13 protein-coding genes and 3 pseudogenes are annotated in these 19,029 nt (G+C 72.0%); all 16 read right to left on the reverse strand.

The genetic code is table 11. From position 1 onward, the window contains the following. Nucleotide 1: 1 nt before the first annotated feature. The 16 genes and pseudogenes from HK415_RS24915 to HK415_RS09900 all read right to left on the reverse strand — a co-directional run bounded on the left by HK415_RS24915 (nucleotide 2) and on the right by HK415_RS09900 (nucleotide 19,027). Nucleotides 2-3,253 (reverse strand): annotated as a pseudogene (locus tag HK415_RS24915) (efflux RND transporter permease subunit). Between the two features lie 27 nt (nucleotides 3,254-3,280). Further along, the gene (locus HK415_RS09835) at nucleotides 3,281-6,418 is read right to left on the reverse strand and encodes an efflux RND transporter permease subunit (RefSeq protein WP_171558566.1); all 3,138 of its coding nucleotides are present in this window, start codon (nucleotides 6,416-6,418) and stop codon (nucleotides 3,281-3,283) included. Further along, the gene (locus HK415_RS09840) at nucleotides 6,415-8,058 is read right to left on the reverse strand and encodes an efflux RND transporter periplasmic adaptor subunit (RefSeq protein WP_171558568.1); all 1,644 of its coding nucleotides are present in this window, start codon (nucleotides 8,056-8,058) and stop codon (nucleotides 6,415-6,417) included. Before HK415_RS09840 ends, HK415_RS09835 begins: the two co-directional genes overlap by 4 nt. Before the next feature lie 277 nt (nucleotides 8,059-8,335). Next, nucleotides 8,336-9,997, reverse strand: a complete 1,662-nt coding sequence (locus HK415_RS09845; protein WP_171558571.1) for an alkaline phosphatase family protein — start codon at nucleotides 9,995-9,997, stop codon at nucleotides 8,336-8,338. Further along, nucleotides 9,994-10,647 (reverse strand): class I SAM-dependent methyltransferase, encoded by a 654-nt coding sequence (locus HK415_RS09850; protein ID WP_171558574.1) that lies wholly within the window; start codon nucleotides 10,645-10,647, stop codon nucleotides 9,994-9,996. The genes HK415_RS09845 and HK415_RS09850 overlap by 4 nt, the downstream gene beginning before the upstream one ends. Further along, complete coding sequence (locus HK415_RS09855; protein WP_171558576.1) at nucleotides 10,617-11,054, reverse strand: universal stress protein; 438 nt, start codon at nucleotides 11,052-11,054, stop codon at nucleotides 10,617-10,619. Before HK415_RS09855 ends, HK415_RS09850 begins: the two co-directional genes overlap by 31 nt. Before the next feature lie 85 nt (nucleotides 11,055-11,139). Beyond that, complete coding sequence (locus HK415_RS09860) at nucleotides 11,140-11,721, reverse strand: histidine phosphatase family protein (RefSeq protein ID WP_171558579.1); 582 nt, start codon at nucleotides 11,719-11,721, stop codon at nucleotides 11,140-11,142. Further along, nucleotides 11,718-12,177: pseudogene (locus HK415_RS27535) on the reverse strand (adenosylcobinamide-GDP ribazoletransferase). The gene HK415_RS09860 and the pseudogene HK415_RS27535 overlap by 4 nt, the downstream one beginning before the upstream one ends. Then, complete coding sequence (locus HK415_RS27540; protein ID WP_507236450.1) at nucleotides 12,174-12,512, reverse strand: adenosylcobinamide-GDP ribazoletransferase; 339 nt, start codon at nucleotides 12,510-12,512, stop codon at nucleotides 12,174-12,176. The pseudogene HK415_RS27535 and the gene HK415_RS27540 overlap by 4 nt, the downstream one beginning before the upstream one ends. Beyond that, entirely contained in the window at nucleotides 12,512-13,555 is a 1,044-nt protein-coding gene (gene cobT, locus HK415_RS09870; protein WP_171558582.1) for a nicotinate-nucleotide--dimethylbenzimidazole phosphoribosyltransferase, read from the reverse strand. The genes HK415_RS27540 and cobT overlap by 1 nt, the downstream gene beginning before the upstream one ends. A 1-nt stretch (nucleotide 13,556) precedes the next feature. Beyond that, nucleotides 13,557-14,998 (reverse strand): annotated as a pseudogene (locus HK415_RS09875) (cobyric acid synthase). Then, nucleotides 14,995-15,786 (reverse strand): ABC transporter ATP-binding protein, encoded by a 792-nt coding sequence (locus tag HK415_RS09880; RefSeq protein ID WP_171558584.1) that lies wholly within the window; start codon nucleotides 15,784-15,786, stop codon nucleotides 14,995-14,997. Before HK415_RS09880 ends, HK415_RS09875 begins: the two are co-directional and overlap by 4 nt. Further along, nucleotides 15,783-16,805, reverse strand: a complete 1,023-nt coding sequence (locus HK415_RS09885; protein WP_171558586.1) for a FecCD family ABC transporter permease — start codon at nucleotides 16,803-16,805, stop codon at nucleotides 15,783-15,785. The genes HK415_RS09880 and HK415_RS09885 overlap by 4 nt, the downstream gene beginning before the upstream one ends. Beyond that, a complete protein-coding gene (locus HK415_RS09890; protein WP_171563295.1) occupies nucleotides 16,802-17,656 on the reverse strand; it encodes an ABC transporter substrate-binding protein in 855 nt (284 codons plus the stop codon). Before HK415_RS09890 ends, HK415_RS09885 begins: the two co-directional genes overlap by 4 nt. After that, the gene (locus HK415_RS09895) at nucleotides 17,656-18,225 is read right to left on the reverse strand and encodes a bifunctional adenosylcobinamide kinase/adenosylcobinamide-phosphate guanylyltransferase (RefSeq protein WP_171558587.1); all 570 of its coding nucleotides are present in this window, start codon (nucleotides 18,223-18,225) and stop codon (nucleotides 17,656-17,658) included. Before HK415_RS09895 ends, HK415_RS09890 begins: the two co-directional genes overlap by 1 nt. Continuing rightward, nucleotides 18,218-19,027: an ABC transporter substrate-binding protein gene (locus HK415_RS09900; RefSeq protein WP_373684560.1), complete on the reverse strand. Its 810-nt coding sequence runs from the start codon at nucleotides 19,025-19,027 to the stop codon at nucleotides 18,218-18,220. The genes HK415_RS09895 and HK415_RS09900 overlap by 8 nt, the downstream gene beginning before the upstream one ends. Nucleotides 19,028-19,029: the final 2 nt, after the last annotated feature.

A 19,029-nucleotide genomic window follows, 5' to 3' on the forward strand; every position in this document is an offset into this window, starting at 1 on the left:
TTCAGGTCGTTTGCAGCGTGTCGCCGTGCCGCCCGAGCTCGCGCTCCAGCGGGCTGCGGCGGCGCAGCTTGTCCATCAGCAGGTAGACCACCGGCGTCGTCAGCAGCGTGATCACCTGGCTGGCGATCAGGCCGCCGACGATGGCGATGCCCAGCGGCCGGCGCAGCTCGGCGCCCTCGCCGAAGCCGATGGCCAGCGGCAGCGCGCCGAGGATGGCGGCCAGCGTGGTCATGAGGATGGGGCGGAAGCGCAGCAGGCAGGCTTCGCGGACCGCGTCGTAAGGCGACAGGCCGCGCGAGCGCTCGGCGTCGAGGGCGAAGTCGATGATCAGGATGGCGTTCTTCTTGACGATGCCGATCAGCAGGAACAGGCCGATCAGCGCCATGATGGAAAACTCCAGCTTGAACAGCAGCAGCGCCAGCACCGCGCCGACGCCGGCCGAGGGCAGCGTCGAGAGCACCGTGACCGGGTGCACCAGGCTCTCGTACAGCACGCCCAGCACGATGTAGATGACGATGATGGCGGCCAGGATCAGCAGCGGCTGGCTCTGGTTGGTTTCCTGCGCCTGCCGCGCCGTGCCCTGGAAGCTGCCGCGCACGTTGATCGGCATGCGGATCTCCGCCTCGGCCGCGCGCACCGCCGCCTCCTGGCTGTCCGCCAGCGTCGCGCCTTCGGCCAGGTTGTAGGAGATGGTGGTGGCGAGTTCCGCGTCCTGGTGGTTGATGGAGGTCGCGGTCGGCCGCTCGTAGAAGCGCGCGATCGCCGACAGCGGCACCATGTTGGTGGGCGTGGAGCTCACCGCCTGGCCGGTGGAGGCGTCGCGTAGCGAAGGATTCGCGGAGCTGGCGGTTGTGGCCGCGGTGCTGGTCGCTGTCGCCGGTGTCGAAGGCATCAGCGATGCCGCCAGGTCGGTGGGCGCGCCGGTCCCGCGTGCGGGCACGTAGATGTCCTTGAGCGCCTCCGGGCTGCGGATGTAGCGCGGCGCCATCTGCATGATCACGCGGTACTGGTTCACCTCGTCGTAGATGGTCGCCACCTGCCGCTGCCCGAAGGCGTTGTACAGCGCGTTGTCCACGTCGCGTGAGGTGATGCCCAGGCGCGTGGCGCTTTCCTTGTCCACTTCGACATAGGTCTCCACGCCGTTTTCCTGCTGGTCGGTGTCCACGTCCACCAGCGCGGGCTGCCGCTTCATGGCATCGGCCAGGCGCTGCGCCCACAGCTTGAGGTCGGCCTCGTTGTCGCTCTTGAGCGAGTACTGGTAGGTGCTGTTGGACTGCCGCCCGCCCATGCGCAGGTCCTGCACGGGGTTGAGGAACAGGCTGATGCCGGTCACGCGCGCCAGCTGCGGCCGCAGCCGCGCGATCACCGCCTGGCCGCGCTCGGCCTTGTCGCCGCGCTTGAGGTTGACGAACATGAAGCCGCCGCCCGCGCGCCCGCCGCCGGTGAAGCCCACCACGGTGTCGACCGCGGGGTCGTTGCGGATGATGTCCACCGCTGCCGCATCTTGTCCTGCATGGCCTGGAAGGAGATGCTCTGGTCGGCCCGCATGCCGCCCTGGATCTGCCCCGTGTCCTGCTGCGGGAAGAAGCCCTTGGGGATGCGCACGAACAGGAAGCCGTTGAGCGCGATCACCAGCACCAGGATCAGCAGCACCAGCCAGCGCGCGGCCAGCGCCCAGTCCAGCGCCAGCTCGTAGGACTTCTGCAGGCCGCCGAAGCCGCGCTCGGACCAGCGGGCGAGGCGCCCCGGCTTGCGCGCATGGGCGTCCTTGCGCAGCAGCCAGGCGCACATCATGGGCGTGGTGGTCAGCGAGATCACCAGCGAGATCATCACGGCCGCCGAAAGCGTGACGGCGAACTCGCGGAACAGCCTGCCGACCTGCCCGCCCATGAACAGCAAAGGGATGAACACGGCGACCAGCGACAGGCTGATCGAGAGCACGGTGAAGCCGACTTCGCGCGCGCCGCGCAGGGCGGCCTGGAAGCGGTCCATGCCGGCCTCGATGTGGCGCGCCGTGTTCTCCAGCACCACGATCGCGTCGTCGACCACGAAGCCGGTGGCCACGGTCAGCGCCATCAGCGACAGGTTGTTCAGCGAGAAGCCCAGCAGGTGCATCACGCCGAAAGTGCCAGCAGCGAGACGATGGTGGCGACCGCGGGAATGAGCGTGGCGCGCACGCTGCGCAGGAACAGGCTCACCACCAGCACCACCAGCAGGATGGAGATGCCCAGCGTCACCTCCACTTCGTGCAGCGAGGCGCGGATGGAGTGCGTTCGGTCGGACGCGACCTCCAGCTGGATGTCCTGAGGCAGCGCCGCCTGCAGCGAGGGCAGCAGCGCCCGCACGCCGTCCACCGTCTCGATCACGTTGGCGCCGGCCTGCAGCGTCACCAGCACGATCACGGCGGGACGGCCGTTGAACAGGCCGATGGTGTTGATGTTCTCGACGCCGTCGCTGATCTCGGCGACGTCCGCCAGGCGCACCGCGGCGCCGTCGCGCCAGGCGACCACCAGGTTGCGGTAGTCGGAGGCGGACTTGCCGTTGTTGGCCATGCCGGTGCCGGTGTAGATCTGCAGCCGCTGGCCATTGATCTCCACGTCGCCCTTGGGCCGGTTGGCGGTGCCGGCCTGCAGGGCGGCACGCACGTCTTCCATCGCGATGCCGTAGCGGTTGAGCGCGAAGGGGATCAGCTCCACCCGCACGGCCGGCTGGGAGCCGCCGCCCAGTTCGACGTCGCCCACGCCCGGCACCTGGGCGATCTTCTGCTGCACGATGTTGGACACCGCGTCGTAGATCTGGCCGGGCGAGCGCGAGGGCGAGGTCAGCGCCAGGATGATCACCGGCGCCGCGGAAGGATTCGCCTTGCGGTAGGTCGGGTTGCTGCGCAGCGTGGACGGCAGGTCGCTGCGCGAGGCATTGATCGCCGCCTGCACCTCGCGCGCGGCGGCATCGATGTTGCGGTTGATGTCGAACTGCAGCGTCACGCGCGCGCTGCCGTTGCCGCTGTTGGAGGTGATCTCGTTGACGCCGGCGATGGTGGCCAGGCGGCGCTCCAGCGGCGTGGCGACGCTGGTGGCCATGGTCTGCGGGCTGGCGCCCGGCAGGCTGGCGGACACCGAGATCACCGGGTAGTCCACCTGCGGGAGGGACGCGATCGGCAGGTTGAAGAAGGCGGCGATGCCGGCCAGCGCCAGCCAGACCGTGAGCAGGACCGTGCCGACGGGGCGGCGGACGAAGGGGAGGAGAGGTTCATCGGGCCCCTTCGGGAGCGCCCCCGCCCCTACCCTCCCCAGGGGGGGGAGGGAGTCCCTGCCCTGTCCCTCCCCCTCCGGGGGAGGGTTAGGTGGGGGCGCTCGGCATCCTTGCGCCACCGCCGCCCCAGGCTGTCGAACCCGAGATAGATCACCGGTGTCGTGAACAGCGTCAACAGCTGGCTCACGATCAGCCCGCCGAAGATCGCCAGGCCCAGCGGCCGGCGCAGTTCCGCGCCCTCGCCCCATCCCAGCATCAGCGGCACGGCGGCGAACAGCGCCGCCAGCGTCGTCATGATGATGGGCCGGAAGCGCAGCAGCGCCGCCTGGTGGATGGCCTCGCGCGGGGACTTGCCCTCCTCGCGTTCGGCATCCAGCGCGAAGTCGATCATCATGATCGCGTTCTTCTTGACGATGCCGATCAACAGGATGATGCCGATGATGCCGATCACCCCGAGGTCGTTGCCGGTGACCATCAGCGCGAGCAAGGCACCCACGCCGGCCGAGGGCAGCGTGGACAGGATCGTCAGCGGGTGCACGTAGCTCTCGTACAGCACGCCCAGCACGATGTACACGCAGATCACCGCCGCCAGGATCAGCCACAGCTGGTTGCTCAGCGACGACTCGTAGGCGCCAGCCGCGCCCAGGAAGGTGACGTTCACCGTCGCCGGCAGCTTCATCTCCGCCAGCGCGCTGCGGATCGAATCCACCGCGCTGCCGAGCGCCACGCCGGGCGCGGTGTCGAAGCCGATGCTGGCCGCCGGGTACTGCGCCACGTGCGTCACCTGCAGCGGCGCGCGCCGCTCGGTGATCGTGGCCACCGCCGACAGCGGCGTGGGCTCGCCGGCGCTGCCGCGCAGCTGGATCGATTGCAGGCCGTTGGCCGACGGCTGCGCTTCCGGCCGCGCCTCCAGCACCACGCGGTACTGGTTGGTCTCGGTGAAGATGGTGGAGACGATGCGCTGGCCGAAGGCGCTGTACAGCGCCTCGTTGATGGCGGCCGTGCTGATGCCCAGGCGCGCCGCGGTGTCGCGGTCCACGTCCACGTACATCGCCGCACCTGCGGCGCCCGCATCGGTGGTGACGTTGGCCAGCGGCCGCTCCTGCCGCAGCCGGTCGACCACCCGCAGGGCGGTCTCGTTCACGGTGGCCGTGTCGGCGCCTTCGATCGCCACGCGGTACTGCGTGGGGCCGCTTTCCGATTCGATGGTGAGGTCCTGCACCGGCTGCAGGTACAGCTGCACGCCCGGCACGCGCTGGCCCAGTTCGCGCAGCCGGTTCATCACGCCCTGCAGGCTGCCACGCGAGGACTTCAGGTTCACCAGCATGCGGCCGGTGTGCAGCATGGTGTTGTTGGCCGCGTCCACGCCCACGAAGCTGGCGATCGACTCCACCGCCGGGTCCTCCAGCATGCGCCTGGCCACGTCCTGCTGCAGTTCCGCCATGCGCGGGTAGGAGATCGACTGCGGCGCCTCCACGCGCACCTGCAGCTGGCCGGTGTTCTGCGTGGGGAACAGGCCCTTGGGGATGGCGATGTACAGCAGCACCGTGAACACCAGCGTGCCCAGTGCCACCAGCAGCGTCAGGCCCTGGCGCGCCAGCACCCAGGTCAGGGCCCGGTCGTAGTGGTGGATCACGCGGTCGAAGCCCTGCTGCATCCTGCCGCCCCAGCCGGTCTCGGGTGCCGTGTGCGGCTTGAGCCAGCGCGCCGACATCATCGGCACCAGCGTCAGCGAGACCACCATGGAAATCAGGATGGTGATGGCCAGCGTCACCGCGAACTCGCGGAACAGCCGGCCGATCACGTCGCCCATGAACAGCAGCGGGATCAGCACCGCGATCAGCGACACCGTCAGCGAGATGATGGTGAAGCCGATCTCGCTCGCGCCCTTGAGCGCCGCCTGCATCGGCGGGTCGCCGTCCTCGATGTGGCGCGCGATGTTCTCGATCATCACGATGGCGTCGTCCACCACGAAGCCGGTGGCGATGGTCAGCGCCATCAGCGACAGGTTGTTCAGGCTGTACCCCAGCAGGTACATCGCGCCACAGGCCCCGACCAGCGAGATGGGGACGGCCAGGCTGGCGATCAGCGTCGCGCGCGGGCTGTGCAGGAAGGCGAAGATCACCAGCACCACCAGCACCACGGCCAGGATCAGCTCCAGCTGCACGTGGTGCACCGAGGCACGGATGCCCGTGGTGCGGTCGGCCAGCACGTCCACCTGGATCGATTGCGGCAGTCCGGCGGTGAGCTCCGGCAGCCGCTGCTTGATCGCATCGACCGTGGCGATCACGTTGGCGCCCGGCTGCCGCTGCACGTTCAGGATGATCGCCGGCTTCAGGTTGGCCCAGGCACCGAGCTTCACGTTCTCGGCGCTCTCCACGACCGAGGCGACGTCCTTGAGCCGGATCGGCGCCCCGTTGCGGAAGCTGACGATCAGCTCGCTGTAGTCCTCCGCGGTCAGCAGCTGGTCGTTGGAATTGATCGTGTACGCGCGCGTGGGACCGTCGATGCTGCCCTTGGCCGCGTTCGCATTGGCCGAGCCTATGGTGGTGCGGATGTTGTCCAGCGTGAGCCCGAGCGAGGCCAGCGCGCGGTTGTCCGCCTGAATGCGCACGGCGGGCCGCTGCCCGCCCGAGAGCGTGACCAGGCCGACGCCGCCGACCTGGCTGATCTTCAGTGCCAGCCGCGTGTCCGCGATGTTGCGCACTTCGGTCAGCGGAAGCGAGGACGAGGTGATGGCCAGCGTGAGCACGGGCGCGTCGGCCGGGTTCACCTTGGCGTACACGGGCGGCGCCGGCAGGTCCGCCGGCAGCAGCGAACCGCCGGCGTTGATCGCCGCCTGCACCTGCTGCTCGGCGACGTCGAGCTCCAGGCCCAGGCCGAACTGCAGGGTGATGATGGACACGCCGGCGGCGCTGGTGGAACCCATGCGCGACAGCCCCGGCATCTGCCCGAACTGCCGCTCCAGCGGCGCGGTGACGGTCTGCGCCATCACCTCCGGGCTCGCGCCCGGGTACAGCGTCTGCACCTGGATGGTCGGGTAATCGACTTGCGGCAGCGCCGATAGCGGCAGGAAGCGCAGGCCCACCAGGCCCGCGAGCACGATGGCCACCATCAGCAGCGAGGTGGCGACCGGCCGCAGGATGAAGGGGCGCGACGGACTCATTGCGGCTGCGCTGTGCCGGCCGCTTCACGGGCGGCCCGGCGTTGCCGGCGGCGCTCCTCGCGCTCCTCGGGCGTGAGCTTCTCCATCTCGGCCGCCCGCGCCGCGCGCTGTTCCGGCGTGAGGTTCTGCCAGCGGCCCGGGCGGGCGGGGTCGCCGCCGGTGCCGGCGGCAGGAGCCGCCTCGCCGGCGCGTGCCCCCATCATCGCGGAGGCACCGGCGAAGGGCGAGGTGGCTTCGCGCGCCGGAGCGCGGCGGCCGGGCGCCTGCGCGGCCGATGCGCCGGTGAAGGGTTCCGACGCTCCGGGCAGCGCCGCCGATGCGGCGGGCGCGGCAGCCGGTGCGCCGGCAGCCGGTGCCGAGGCACCGTCGCGGCGGCGTCCACCGCCGGCTCCGCCGCCCTGCCCCCTGGGCGTGTCGCCCGGCAGCATCACGCGCGCGCCATCGCGCAGGCGGTCGGCGCCCTCTGTGATCACCTTCTCGCCGATCTGCAGTCCGCTGGTGACCTGCACGCGGTCGCCCACCGGCTGGCCGCGCACCACGTTGCGCAGCTTCACCGTGCGGTCGTCCTGCAGCACGAACACGTATTCGCCGCCGCCGCTTTGCCGCACGGCGGCCACCGGCACCACCACGGCGTTGCGGATGGTGCGGATCTGCAGCTGCACGTTGACGAACTGGCTGGGGAAGAGCTGCTGGCGCGCGTTGTTGAAGCGCGCCTTGGCGCGCACGGTGCCGGTCTGGGTGTCGATCTGGTTGTCGAGCGACGCGAAGGTGCCCGCGTCCAGCAGGTTGGTGCGGGTGCGGTCGAAGGCCTTCACTTCCATGAAGCCGCCGGCGTTGTGCTGCAGCCAGGAGGCGTGGTCCTGCGGGATCGCGAACTCCACGTCGATCGGCGACATCTTCGTGATCACGGCGATGCCGTTGGTGTCGCCCGTGCTCACCTGGTTGCCCACGTCCACGTTGCGCAGGCCCACGCGCCCTTCGATGGGCGCGACGATGCGGGTATAGGACAGGTTCAGGCGGGCCGTGCCTTCGGCGGCCTTGGAGCCGACCACCGCCGCCTCCAGCTGTTTCACGGTGGCGGCCTGGGTGTCGACTTCCTGGCGGGCGATCGAATCCTGCTTCCACAGCGTCTCGAAGCGCGCCAGCGTCACGCGCGCGGCGGCCAGCTGTGCCTCGTCGCGCATGCGCTGGCCCACGGCCTGCTGCAGCGCCATCTCGAAGGAGCGCGGATCGATGGTGGCGAGCAGCTGCCCGCGCTTGACGCTCTGGCCTTCCTTGTAGAGCACCTGCGTGAGCACGCCATTGACCTGCGGGCGCACCCGCACGGTGGCCTGCGGCACGACGGTGCCCAGCGCCTCCAGGTTGACCGGGATGTCGGCCGCTTCCGCCACGGCGAAGCCCACCGTGGTGGCGCCACGACCACCACCGCCGCCGGCCCCGCCCGGGCCGCCAGGCGCGACGCCCGCACCGCCGGCGCCGCCGCGCGCACCGGCTCCGCGTTGCATGGACGACAGCTGCTCGGGCCGCGTCAGGTCCCACGCCAGCCAGGCCAGCCCCGCGGCGACCAGCAGCGCCACCACCGTGCCGATCAGGGAGGCGCGGCGGCTCAGCTTGCGGCGCGGCGGCGGCGCGGCCGGCATGGGCTGCTCGAAGGATTCGGGGGCTCGGCGCGGGCCGGCGGCGGCGGTGTGGGCATCGTGTCTTTCTTGTTCCGTCCGGATGGCGGCCAAGTTCAGCAGGCGCAGAGCGTGCCTGCCGGTGGCTCATCCAGCCGACAGTTCCGGGCGCGAACCTTTGTAGGTCGAATTCTGCTGTGGTCCGCACCTCGAACTGCAAGGGTGCACGATACCCGTAACACGGGCGTAAGCCCCTTGTTGCCCGCAAGTGAAGTTGGCCGCCGTGGCCGACGGCTGGCGCTCAGCGGGGCGCGATCGGCAGGGGCCGGCCCTCGCTGCCGCCCGGCGGCGGCACGCCGAGCAGCCCGGCCAGCGTGGGCGCGATGTCCGCCACTTCCACCCGCGTGGCCACCGGCCCGGCCTTCACCCAGCGCGGGCCCCACATGAGGATGGGCACGTTGGTGTCGTACTCGTAGGGCGAGCCATGGGTCGCGATGTTGGTGCTGGAGCCGTGCATCCAGTAGGGCTTGAGCGCGTACTGCACGTCGCCGGAGACGTCGCGGTGCCAGGTCCTGCGCATCTGCTCGAACATCGGCGCGCCGGCGCGGCTGCCGCCGGCCAGCTCGCCACGGGTATAGGCAGCGGCGATGGCCGGGTGGGCGGCGAGCGCATCGCGGGCGATGCGCGCCACGGCCTCGGCATCCAGTGCGCGTTCGGCCAGCAGCTTGCGGTCGAGCACGATGGCGGAAGCGGACAGCGAGGCGGCCAGCTTGGGCACGCCGAAGCGCTGCTCCAGCGCCGTGTTCACGGTGGCCAGCAGCTGGCTGCCCTGCACCCGGCCGGCGTCCAGCCCGCGCGACTGGCTGACTTCCGGCGCCGGCATGAAGCCATGGTCGGCCGTCAGCACGGCGACGTAGTTGTCGCGCCCGACGGTGCGGTCCAGGTCGGCGAAGAAGGCCTGCAGCATGCGGTCCAGCTGCAGCAGGTGGTCGTGCGACAGGCGCGACTCGGCGCTCCACTGGTGGTTCACGTAGTCGTGGCCCGAGAGGCTGACCGACAGGATGTCTGGCGCGTCGTCGGCACCGAGCTGTTCGCCGGCGATCGCGGCGCGCGCGAAGTCCAGGGTCAGCACATCGGCGAAGGGGCTGCGCAGCAGCGCGGAGTAGTAGTTGGGTCCCGGCGCCTCGTCGGCCGCGGTGCCCATCAGCATCGGCAGCTTGCCGCCGCGCGGGCCGAACCAGGGCTGGCCGTCCGGCAGCGAACGTGCATAGGCGGTCTCGGCCAGCAGCGGCTTCCATTCGGTCTTGAAGAAGCGGTCCGCGGGCTTGGCGGCATTGAAGGCGTTGACCCAGGCCGGATGCTGCTGCATGTAGTAGGTGGTGGAGGCGAACTGGCCGCTGCTGGTCATGTACATGTAGGCCGTGCCGGCCTTGCCCGCCGGCAGGATGGCGCCGCGGTCCTTGCCCGAGATGCCGATCACCTTCGAACGCGGCTCCAGCCGGCGCAGCACGTCGCCGACCGTTTCCACCTTCAGGTTGCGCGGGCTGGTGCCGTCCAGGGCGCCGGTCCGGTGGCCGATGTAGCTGGCCGTGTCGTCGCCCGCGCAGTACATGGGCTTGCCGGAGGCGATGTCCAGCCATTCGTTGCCGATGATGCCGCTGCGGTGCGGATAGGCGCCGCTCAGCACGGTGGCGTGGCCGGCGCCGGTGACGGTGAAGGCGTAGCCGTAGTGCGCCTGCTCGAAGGCCGCGCCGCGTTCCAGGAAGCGGGCGAAGCCGTCGGGCGCGAGCTGGTCACGGTAGGCGGTGACCTGGCGCTGCGGCAGGCCGTCGATCACGAACAGCACCACCAGCTTCGGCCGGGCGGCCGGCGGCTGCGTCGGCGCGACCGCGGTGCACGCGGACAGGGTGGCGGCAAGGAGCAGCGGCGCCCAGCGGCGCAGGAAGGCGTTGGCAGGCTTCATGCGCGGGAGGTTACCGCGACCCGGCCTCCCGCGACGTAGATGCCAACCCAGGGGAAGCCGCGGACTTCGAAGGAGTGAAGCCTTTTGGCCAACATGGTCCAGGGCTGCTCCAGGCCGTCGAGCGAGCTCACGGAATACAGCGCCGCGCCGAGCACGAACAGGTTGGTGGGCACCATCCAGGGCGGCGCCCACTGCAGGCCGCTCGCCACGACGCGGGCGCCCGGCTTCAGGTGCGCGAGCACGTGGTCCAGCGCCGCGGGATTGCGCAGCACGTCGTGCGTGAAGTGGAACAGCGCGGCGTCGGCCAGCCCCTGCAGCGGCGCCTGCTCCGCAACGGCCTCGAGCAGCGCCACGCCGCTCCAGCCATGGCGCGCCACGCGCTTGCGCGCCAGCGCCAGCATCTCGGGCGAGGGATCGACGCCGACGATGCGCCCGGTGGGGCCGATGCGCTCCAGCAGCGGCGCGAAGCTCAGGCCGGTGCCGCAGCCGACGTCCAGCACGGTGTCGCCCGGCCGGGGCGCGAGCATCTCGATGGCCTTGCGGCGCACCGGCTCGAAGGGCGCGAGCTCGAAGTCGTAGTGGGCGGCGCGGAAGCGGTACTTGCCGCGCGAAGACCCTGCTACTGCGTGATCACGACCAGCACGCTGCATGGTGCGTGCTCGATCAGCGCGCCGGAGATGGAGCCGCGCCACCAGCGGGCCGCCCAGCTGTCCAGGTGCTTGTGGCCCACCACGATCAGGTCGGACGCTATCCTGCGCGCGTACTTGGTGATCTCGTCGATGGCCTCGCCGGTGACCACCTCGCCGCGCGCGGTGAAGCCGCCTTCGGCCAGGCGGCGCAGGCCGTCGTCCAGCACGCCGCGGTATTTCTTCTTCTCGCGCTCCTCGAGTTCGACGTCGTAAACGCCGCCCTCGAGCCCGACGAAGCTCATGGCCGACGGCATCACAGCGACCAGGTGCAGTTCGGCCTGGCTCCACTGCGCGATCTCTCCGCAGTCCAGCAGTGCCTTCTGGCCCGCCTCCGAGCCGTCGTATGCCAGCAGGATCTTCTTGTACATCGCAACGCCCCCAAGACGTGCCGCGGCCCCGTGCCACGGCTGGCCTAGTATGGACCGCAAAACGCGGCCAGGGCAACCTTCCTTGTTACGGCGTTTCCCCTGACTGCGCGGCATCGTCCGGTGCGAGTGCGATGCATTCCGCCTGCCCGAAGGCCAGGCCCTCGCGCGGCCAGTCGCCGGCTTGCTGCGGCAGCGCGATGCCGGCGGCCAGCAGACGGACGGCACGCACCACGCCGCCGTGCGTGATCCACAGGGCGTCGCTGCCGGCGCGGCGCGTGTCGGCCAGGGCCTGGCCGACGCGGGCCATCAGCTGCGCGACGCTTTCACCGCCGCCGCAGCGCCAGCCGGGGAAATCCGCCATCCAGGCGTCGAACTCCGCGCGCGCGATCGCGTCCCAGCGCATGCCCTCCCATTGGCCGAAGTCCATCTCGGCCAGCCGCGGATCCTCGCTGCAGGCGAAGTCGGGCCGCAGCGCGCACAAGGCGTCGGCCAGTTGCCGGCAACGCCGCAAGGGCGAACTGCGCAGCGCCAGGCCCGCCGGCAGCTGGCCGGCCAGCTCCTGCGCGGCGCGCAGCGTGGCCTGCGGATCGGCCGGCACGTCGCTCGCGCCGTAGCAGGTGCCGCTGTTCACCAGCGGCGGGCCATGCCGCAGCAGCCAGAGCTTCACAGGGCGAGCGCCAGTGCGAGGTAGCAGGCGATCTCGCAGGCCTGCTGGGTCGCGCCCAGGCAGTCGCCCGTGAAGCCTTGCAGGCGGCGGCGGAACAGCTGCGCCATCACGGCCAGGGCCAGCGCGGAGGCCGCCAGCGGCACCAGCACGAAGGCAGCGCCCTGCAGCGCGCCGATGGCCGCGGCGGCCGCGGCGGCCCACAGCCAGGCGGCGGCCAGGCTGCCGGCGCTGATCGCATCGGCCATGGGCTTGGCCCGCGTGCCGGCGACGTCGCCGACGTAGGGCAGCCAGCGCACCAGCAGCAGAGGCCAGGCGCGTGACAGCACGTGCGCCAGCACCAGCCCCGCGCCCAGCGCGCGCGTCGAGGGCGCCGAGCAGCGCCAGCAGCGACACCTTGGCCAGCAGCGCCAGTCCCAGCGCCAGCGCGCCGAAGGCGCCGATGCGCGAGTCCTTCATGATCTCCAGGGCGCGCTGCCGGTCCAGCGAGCCCCGAGGCCGTCGGCGACGTCGGCCAGGCCGTCCTCGTGCAGCGCGCCGGTGAACAGCACGGTGGCGATGGTGGCGAACACGGCGGCCACCAGCGGCGCGTAGGCCACCGGCGGCAGCAGCGCCAGCAGCCCGCCGGCCACGCCCGCGGCCAGCAGGCCCACCAGCAGGCCGATGCCGGGGAAGTGGGCGGCGCTGGCGCGCAGCATCTCCGGGCTGTAGCCCACCCAGCCGGCCAGCCGCCCCGTCACCGGCACGCGGGTGAAGAACTGCAGCGCCAGCAGGTAGTGCCGCAGCCAGGCCATCAGGCGCTGCGCCCGGACACGCCGGCCGATTCGAAGCTGGCCATCTCGGACAGGATGGCGCAGGCCGATTGCAGCAGCGGCCACGCCAGCACCGCGCCCGAGCCCTCGCCCAGGCGCAGCCCCAGGTCCAGCAGCGCGCGCGCCGGCGTGCGCGCATCGGGGCCCAGGTGGCGCAGCATCAGGCCGTGGCCGCTTTCGTTGGAGCGGTGCGAGAACACGCAGCGCTGCACCACGTGCGGCGCCAGTCCCTTGGCCACCAGCACGGCGGCGCTGGAGATGAAGCCGTCGACCACGATCACGCGCCGTTCGGCGGCGGCCTGCAGCACCGCACCCACCAGCGTCGCGATCTCGAAACCGCCGAAGGCGGCCAGCGCCTGCAGCGGCTCCTTCGCCCCCGCATGCCGCTGCAGCACCTGCGCCAGCAAGGCGCGCTTGCGCTCCATGCCCGCCGCATCCAGGCCCGTGCCGGCGCCCACGCATTCGTCCAGCGGCAGGCCGGCCAGACGCGCCAGCAGCAGGGCGGCGGCGGACGTGTTGCCTATGCCCATCTCGCCCAGCAGCACCGCGTTGCCCGGCAGGCCGGCGACGATCTCGCGGCCGTTGGCGATGGCCTGCTCGCACTGCGCCGCGCTCATCGCCGGGCCCTCCAGGCTGTCGGCCGTGCCGGCCCCGCACTTGCGGACGACCAGGCCGGGACGCGGTGCGAAGTCGTGGCGCACGCCGCAGTCCACCACCGTCAGCGCCAGGCCGTGCTGGCGCGCCAGCACGCTGACGGCGGCGCCGCCGGCCAGGAAATTCTCCACCATCTGCCAGGTCACGTCGCTCGGATAGGCCGAGACGCCGTGCGCGGCCAGGCCGTGGTCGCCGGCGCACACCAGCACCTGCGGCTCGCGCAGGCGCGGCGTCTCGCTGCCCAGCACCAGGCCGATGCGCAGCGCCAGCGCCTCCAGCTGGCCGAGGGAGCCCTGCGGCTTGGTCTTTCCGTCCAGCTTCTGCTGCAGGCGGTGGGCGAGTTCGGGGTCGTGGAGGTCGTTGATGTTCATGTCAGGGGCAGGAGATCAGGCCGGGCAGCACGCCCGGCGGGAAGTGGGCATCGACGAAATCGGCGAGCCCGTCGAACACGGTGTCCAGGGTGGGGACGGCGGCGCCGAACAGCGCGTGCAGCACGGCGGGGTCCTCGAACAGGCCGTGCAGGTACACGCCCAGCACATTGCCCTCGGGGTTCTGCCAGCCCAGGCCGTCCGGCAGCACCGCGGGCGCCGGCGCCATCGCCGGATGCTGCGCGCTGCGGCCATGGTGGATCTCGTAGCCGGCCACCTCGACACCGGCCAGCGCGGACCAGGCCCCGGTGACGGCGCCGAAACGCGCGTGCGTGCGCCGCACCGCCTTGGCCGGCTCGAACTGCGTGACCAGCGGCAGCAGGCCGAGGCCCGGCGCGTTGCCATCGATGCCGTGCGTGTCGACCAACGCCTCGCCCAGCATCTGCAGCCCGCCGCACACGCCCAGCACCGTGCCGCCGGCGCCGGCGTGCTGCGCCACGGCGCGGTCCAGCCCCTGGCTGCGCAGCCACGCGAGGTCGTTGGTTGTGTGCTTGGAGCCGGGCAGGATCACCCAGTCGGCGCCATCGAGTTCCCCCGCGCTGCGCACCCAGCGCAGGCGCACGCCGGGCAGGTTCGCGAGCGGCTGGAATTCGTCGAGGTTGCTGATGCGCGGATAGGCGATGACCGCGATCGTGCGCGCGCCGCTGCCCGCTTTCTGCGGCAGCTGGAACCAGCCGTCCTCCTCGGGCAGGCCGTGCTGCCACCACATCGGCAGCGTCGCCACCGTCGGCACGCCGGTCAGCCGCTCCAGCATGTCCGGTGCGGGCGCCAGCAAGGCGGCATCGCCGCGGAACTTGTTCAGCACGAAGCCCTTGATGCACTGCCGCTCGGATGCGTCCAGCAGCGCCCAGGTGCCGTACAGGTGGGCGAAGGCGCCGCCGCGGTCGATGTCGGTCACCAGCAGGCAGGCCGCATCGGCATGCTGCGCGACGCGCATGTTGACGATGTCGCTGTCCTTCAGGTTGATCTCGGCCGGCGAGCCGGCGCCCTCGATGACGACGACGTCGTTCTCCCGCGCAGTTCGTCCAGCGCCTGCGCGATCCGCGGCCAGACGCTGGCGCTGCGGCCGCGCCAGGGCTGGCGCGTCAGCGACTCGTCCACCTGCCCGAACAGGATCACCTGGCTGTGGGTGTCGCGCTCGGGTTTCAGCAGCAGCGGGTTCATCCGCACTTCGGGCTCGGCGCGCGCCGCCAGCGCCTGGAAGTACTGGGCGCTGCCGATCTCACCGCCGGCCACCACGCGCGCGTTGTTGCTCATGTTCTGCGCCTTGAAGGGCGCCACCTTCAGGCCCTGGCGCGCATACCAGCGGCACAGCGCGGTCGCCAACCAGCTCTTGCCGGCACCGCTGGTGGTGCCCAGCACCATGACGCAGCGCGCGAGCTTCATGGCGCGCGGTCCTCGCTGGGCAGCGCGATCCAGCGGCCATCGAGCGCATGCACCTGCAGGCGCTGGTCGAACACGCGCGCCAGCGCCGCGTGGGTCGCGGGATCGGCGCAGGCGCCCTGGTGGACGATGCGGCCGGCGGCCATCACCACCATCTCGTCGGCCTGCAGCGCGAACGAGATCTCGTGCAGCACGCTGACCACGGTGCGGCCGGCCGCGACCTGCGCGCGCGCCAGCGCCAGCCAGTCGGCCTGGTGCGGCGGATCGAGGTTGGCCAGCGGTTCGTCCATCAGCAGCACGCCCGCCTCCACCGCCAGCGCCCGTGCCAGCAGCACGCGCTGGCGCTCGCCGCCGGACAGGCGCCCGAGCATGCGCCCGCGCCAGTCCCATGCCTGGGTAGCGCGCAGCGCCCGCTCCACCGCGGCCCGGTCGGCGGGGCCGGGCGGCGCCAGCCAGGGCCGGTGCGGCAGCCGCCCCAGCATCGCCACGTCGTAGACGGTGAGGTCGTCGGCCCCGCCCTCGTTCTGTCCCATCCAGCACAGCCGCCGCGCCCGCTCGCGCAGGCGCAAGCCGTGCAGGTCCGCGCCCTGCAGCCGCACTTCGCCCTCGTGCGGCAGCAAGCCCGCCAGAGCCCGCAGCAGCGTCGACTTGCCGGCGCCGTTGGGTCCGACGATGCTGGTCCAGCGGCCCGCGGGCAGCCGCAGGTCGATGGCGTGCAGCACCTGCTTGCGCTGGCCGCCGCGGCCCAGCGCGGCGCGGACGGCGCGGGCTTCGAGTGCGGCGACGCTCATGCGAAACCGCTCCCGCGATTGCCGCGCCGGTGCATCAGCCACAGCAGGTAGCTGCCGCCCAGCACCGCGGTGAGCACGCCCACCGGCAGCTCCTGCGGCGCCACCAGCCAGCGCGCCAGCAGGTCGGCGGCCATCAGCAGCAGCCCGCCCATCAGCGACGCCAACAGCACCAGCCGGCCATGCGGCGTGGGTGCGATGGAACGCACCAGGTGCGGCGCGGCCAGGCCGACGAAGGCGATCAGGCCGGTCTGCGCCACCGCCCCGGCGGTGGCCAGGGCCAGCACCGCCACCAGCGCCGCGCGCACCGCGCCCAGCGGCAGGCCCAGGCTGGCCGCCGTGGCCTCGCCCAGCGCCAGGCCATCGAGCATTCGGCCCAGGGCCCAGGCCAGTGCCAGCAGCGGCAGCAGCAGCGCCAGCATCAGGCCGCAGGAACTCCAGCCGACGAAGCCGGTGCTCCCCAGCATGAAGGCCTGCATGGCCTGCAGGGTCTCGGGCAGTGCCAGCGTGACCAGCTCGCGCGCGGCGCCCAGCACCACGCCGACGATCACGCCCGCCAGCAGCAGCCGCAGCGTGTGCAGCACGCCGTTGGCCAGCAGCAGCGTGAGCAGCACGCCGCCCACCGCGCCCACGAAGGCCGCGCCGGTCAGGCCCAGGCGCACCAGCCACTCGGTGGCCAGCGGCGCGACGCCGAACAGCGCCAGCGCGCAGGCGACACCGAGTGCCGCGCCGGAAGCGCTGCCCAGGAGGTAGGGATCGGCCAGCGGATTGCGGAACAGTCCCTGCGCCACCGCGCCCGCCAGCCCCAGCAGGGCGCCGGCGCTCCAGGCACCCAGGGTGCGCGGCAAGCGGATGTCGCGCACGATCTGCCAGGCCACCGGGTCCTCGCGCGCCGCCAGCACGTTGTCGAAGCCGGTGCTGCCGATGCCGGCACCCAGCAGCAGCAGCGCCGCGGCCGCTGCAAGCAAGGCCAGCGCGAGCCCGTAGCCGCGGCGATCCGCCACCAGCAGCACCGCGCTCATGCCTTGCCCTTCGCGGCGATGCAGCGCGCGAGCAGGCGCGCGGCCTCCGCCATGCGCGGGCCGGGCCGCACCAGCACGTCGGCCTCGTCGGGACTGAACACGCAGATGCGGCCTTCGCGCACGGCCCGCAGGCCGGCCCAGCCGGGACGCTGGCGCAGGTCCGGCGCATCGCGCGCGCCCATCATCACCAGGTCGGGATCGGCGCGCACCACGTACTCGGGATTGAGCAGCGGGAAGGGCCCCAGCTCCGGCGCGACGATGTTGCGCATGCCCAGCCGCTGCAGCAGCTCACCGAGGAAGGAACGCGGCCCGGCGGCATAAGGGCCGCGGCCGACCTCGAAGTAGACACGCGCGTTCCGCACCGCCGGCGGCAGCGATTGCGCCGCGGCCGCCACGCCCGCGTCGATGTCGCGCCAGACGCGCGGCGCATCCGGCACCTCCAGCAGCTGGCCCAGCGTGAGCAGCACGCGTTGGGCGTCGGCGGCGGTCTGCGGCTCCAGCGCGAGCACCTTCAGCCCGAGCGACTCCAGCCGCTCGGCGCCACGGGCCGAACGTGCCATCAGCACGACGTCCGGCCGCAGCGCGACGATCGCCTCGATGTTGGGGTCGATGCCGCCGCCCACCTGCGGCAGCGCGCGCACCGGGGCCGGGAAGTTCGAATAGCGGTCGACGCCGACCAGCCGGCGGCATGCGCCCAGCTCGCACACGGTCTCGGTCAGCGAAGGCAGCAGGCTCACGATGCGCTGCGGCGAGCGCGCCAGCGTCACCGTGGCGCCGCGGTCGTCGGTGAACTGCAGTGCGGCCGCCGGCAGCGCGCAGCACAGGGCCAGGATGGCCAGCAGCTTGCGGATCACGCCTGTCCCTTCAGCACCAGCGGCAGTCCCGCCGCCATCAGCGTGACGCGTTCGCAGGCCAGCGCCGCCTGCTGGTTGATGCGGCCCAGCGCGTCGACGAAGGCGCGGGTGTCGGCGCCCAGCGGGATCACGCCCAGCCCGATCTCGTTGCTCACCAGCACCAGCGGCCCGGCCGCGGCGGCGAGCGCTGCGGCGATCGCGTCGTCGGCGGACTGTGCCGACGGCGCCACCCCGGCCAGCGGCAGCAGCCGCGCGGTCAGCCAGAGGGTGAGGCAGTCGACGATGACCAGGGTGTCGGCGCGGCTGTGCGCGCCGATCGCGCGCGCCAGTTCGTCCGGCTCCTCCACCGTCTGCAGCGCCGGCACCCGCTGCGCCCGGTCGCGCCGGTGGCGCGCGATGCGCTCGTGCATCTCCTCGTCGCCGGCCTGCGCGGTGGCGATGTACACGGCGCGGTGCGCGGCTGACTGCGCCAGCCAAGCCGCGGCCAGCGCCTCGGCGCGGCGCGTCTTGCCGCTTTTCTGGCCGCCCAGGATCAGCTCGCTGCGGGCCACGCGCAATTCAGCCATGGCGGGCACTCCACTCCAGCACGATGCGGTGCAGCTGCTCGACGCCGTCGGTGAGCGCCGCCGGACCCGGCTGCAGGATGTCGGCCGACTTGACCTCGAACAGCTGGCGCTCGCGCACGGCGGTCACGTCCGCCCAGCCGGCGCGCGCCGCCACCTTCTCGGGCCGGAACTTCTTGCCGCACCAGGAGCCGATCACGATGTCGGGATTGCGGCGCACGATCTCGGCGCCGTCCGCGATGATGCGGTCCTTGCCCAGCGGCTGCACGGCGAGCTCGGGAAAGATGTCGTCGCCGCCGGCGATGCCCACGAGCTGCGACACCCAGCGGATGGCGCTGATGTGCGGCTCGTCCCATTCCTCGAAGAACACGCGCGGGCGCTTCGGCAGCGCCCTGCCCGCGGCCTCGATCGCCAGCAGGCGCGCGCGCATGCCTTCCAGCAGTTTCAGGCCGTCGTCGGCGCGGCCCACCATCGCCGCCACCTGGTACAGCATGGAGAAGATCTCGTCCACGCTGCGCTGGTTGAAGATGGTGACCTGCACGCCGCGCTTCACCAGTGCGGAAGCGATGTCGGCCTGCAGGTCGGAGAAGCCGAACACGCAGTCCGGCTCCAGCTCCAGGATCTTGTCGATCTTGGCGCTGAGGAAGGCGCTCACCTTCGGCTTCTCCTCGCGGGCGCGGCGCGGCCGCACCGTGTAGCCGGAGATGCCGACGATGCGCGCCTCCTCGCCCAGCAGGTACAGCCATTCCGTCGCTTCCTCGGTGAGGCAGACGATGCGTTGCGGTCCGCGCGGAATGGCGATCACTG

It is taken from the genome of Ramlibacter montanisoli (assembly GCF_013087525.1).
GTDB classification, from domain to species: Bacteria; Pseudomonadota; Gammaproteobacteria; order Burkholderiales; family Burkholderiaceae_C; genus Ramlibacter; species Ramlibacter montanisoli.

Bases quoted from the DNA above. Each gene is read 5' to 3' on its own strand.
- HK415_RS09835 (WP_171558566.1), bottom strand. From the start codon at position 6,418: ATGAGTCCGTCGCGCCCCTTCATCCTGCGGCCGGTCGCCACCTCGCTG.
- HK415_RS09840 (WP_171558568.1), bottom strand. From the start codon at position 8,058: ATGCCGGCCGCGCCGCCGCCGCGCCGCAAGCTGAGCCGCCGCGCCTCC.
- HK415_RS09845 (WP_171558571.1), bottom strand. From the start codon at position 9,997: ATGAAGCCTGCCAACGCCTTCCTGCGCCGCTGGGCGCCGCTGCTCCTT.
- HK415_RS09850 (WP_171558574.1), bottom strand. From the start codon at position 10,647: ATGCAGCGTGCTGGTCGTGATCACGCAGTAGCAGGGTCTTCGCGCGGC.
- HK415_RS09855 (WP_171558576.1), bottom strand. From the start codon at position 11,054: ATGTACAAGAAGATCCTGCTGGCATACGACGGCTCGGAGGCGGGCCAG.
- HK415_RS27540 (WP_507236450.1), bottom strand. From the start codon at position 12,512: ATGGCCTGGCTGCGGCACTACCTGCTGGCGCTGCAGTTCTTCACCCGC.
- cobT (WP_171558582.1), bottom strand. From the start codon at position 13,555: ATGAACATCAACGACCTCCACGACCCCGAACTCGCCCACCGCCTGCAG.
- HK415_RS09880 (WP_171558584.1), bottom strand. From the start codon at position 15,786: ATGAGCGTCGCCGCACTCGAAGCCCGCGCCGTCCGCGCCGCGCTGGGC.
- HK415_RS09885 (WP_171558586.1), bottom strand. From the start codon at position 16,805: ATGAGCGCGGTGCTGCTGGTGGCGGATCGCCGCGGCTACGGGCTCGCG.
- HK415_RS09895 (WP_171558587.1), bottom strand. From the start codon at position 18,225: ATGGCTGAATTGCGCGTGGCCCGCAGCGAGCTGATCCTGGGCGGCCAG.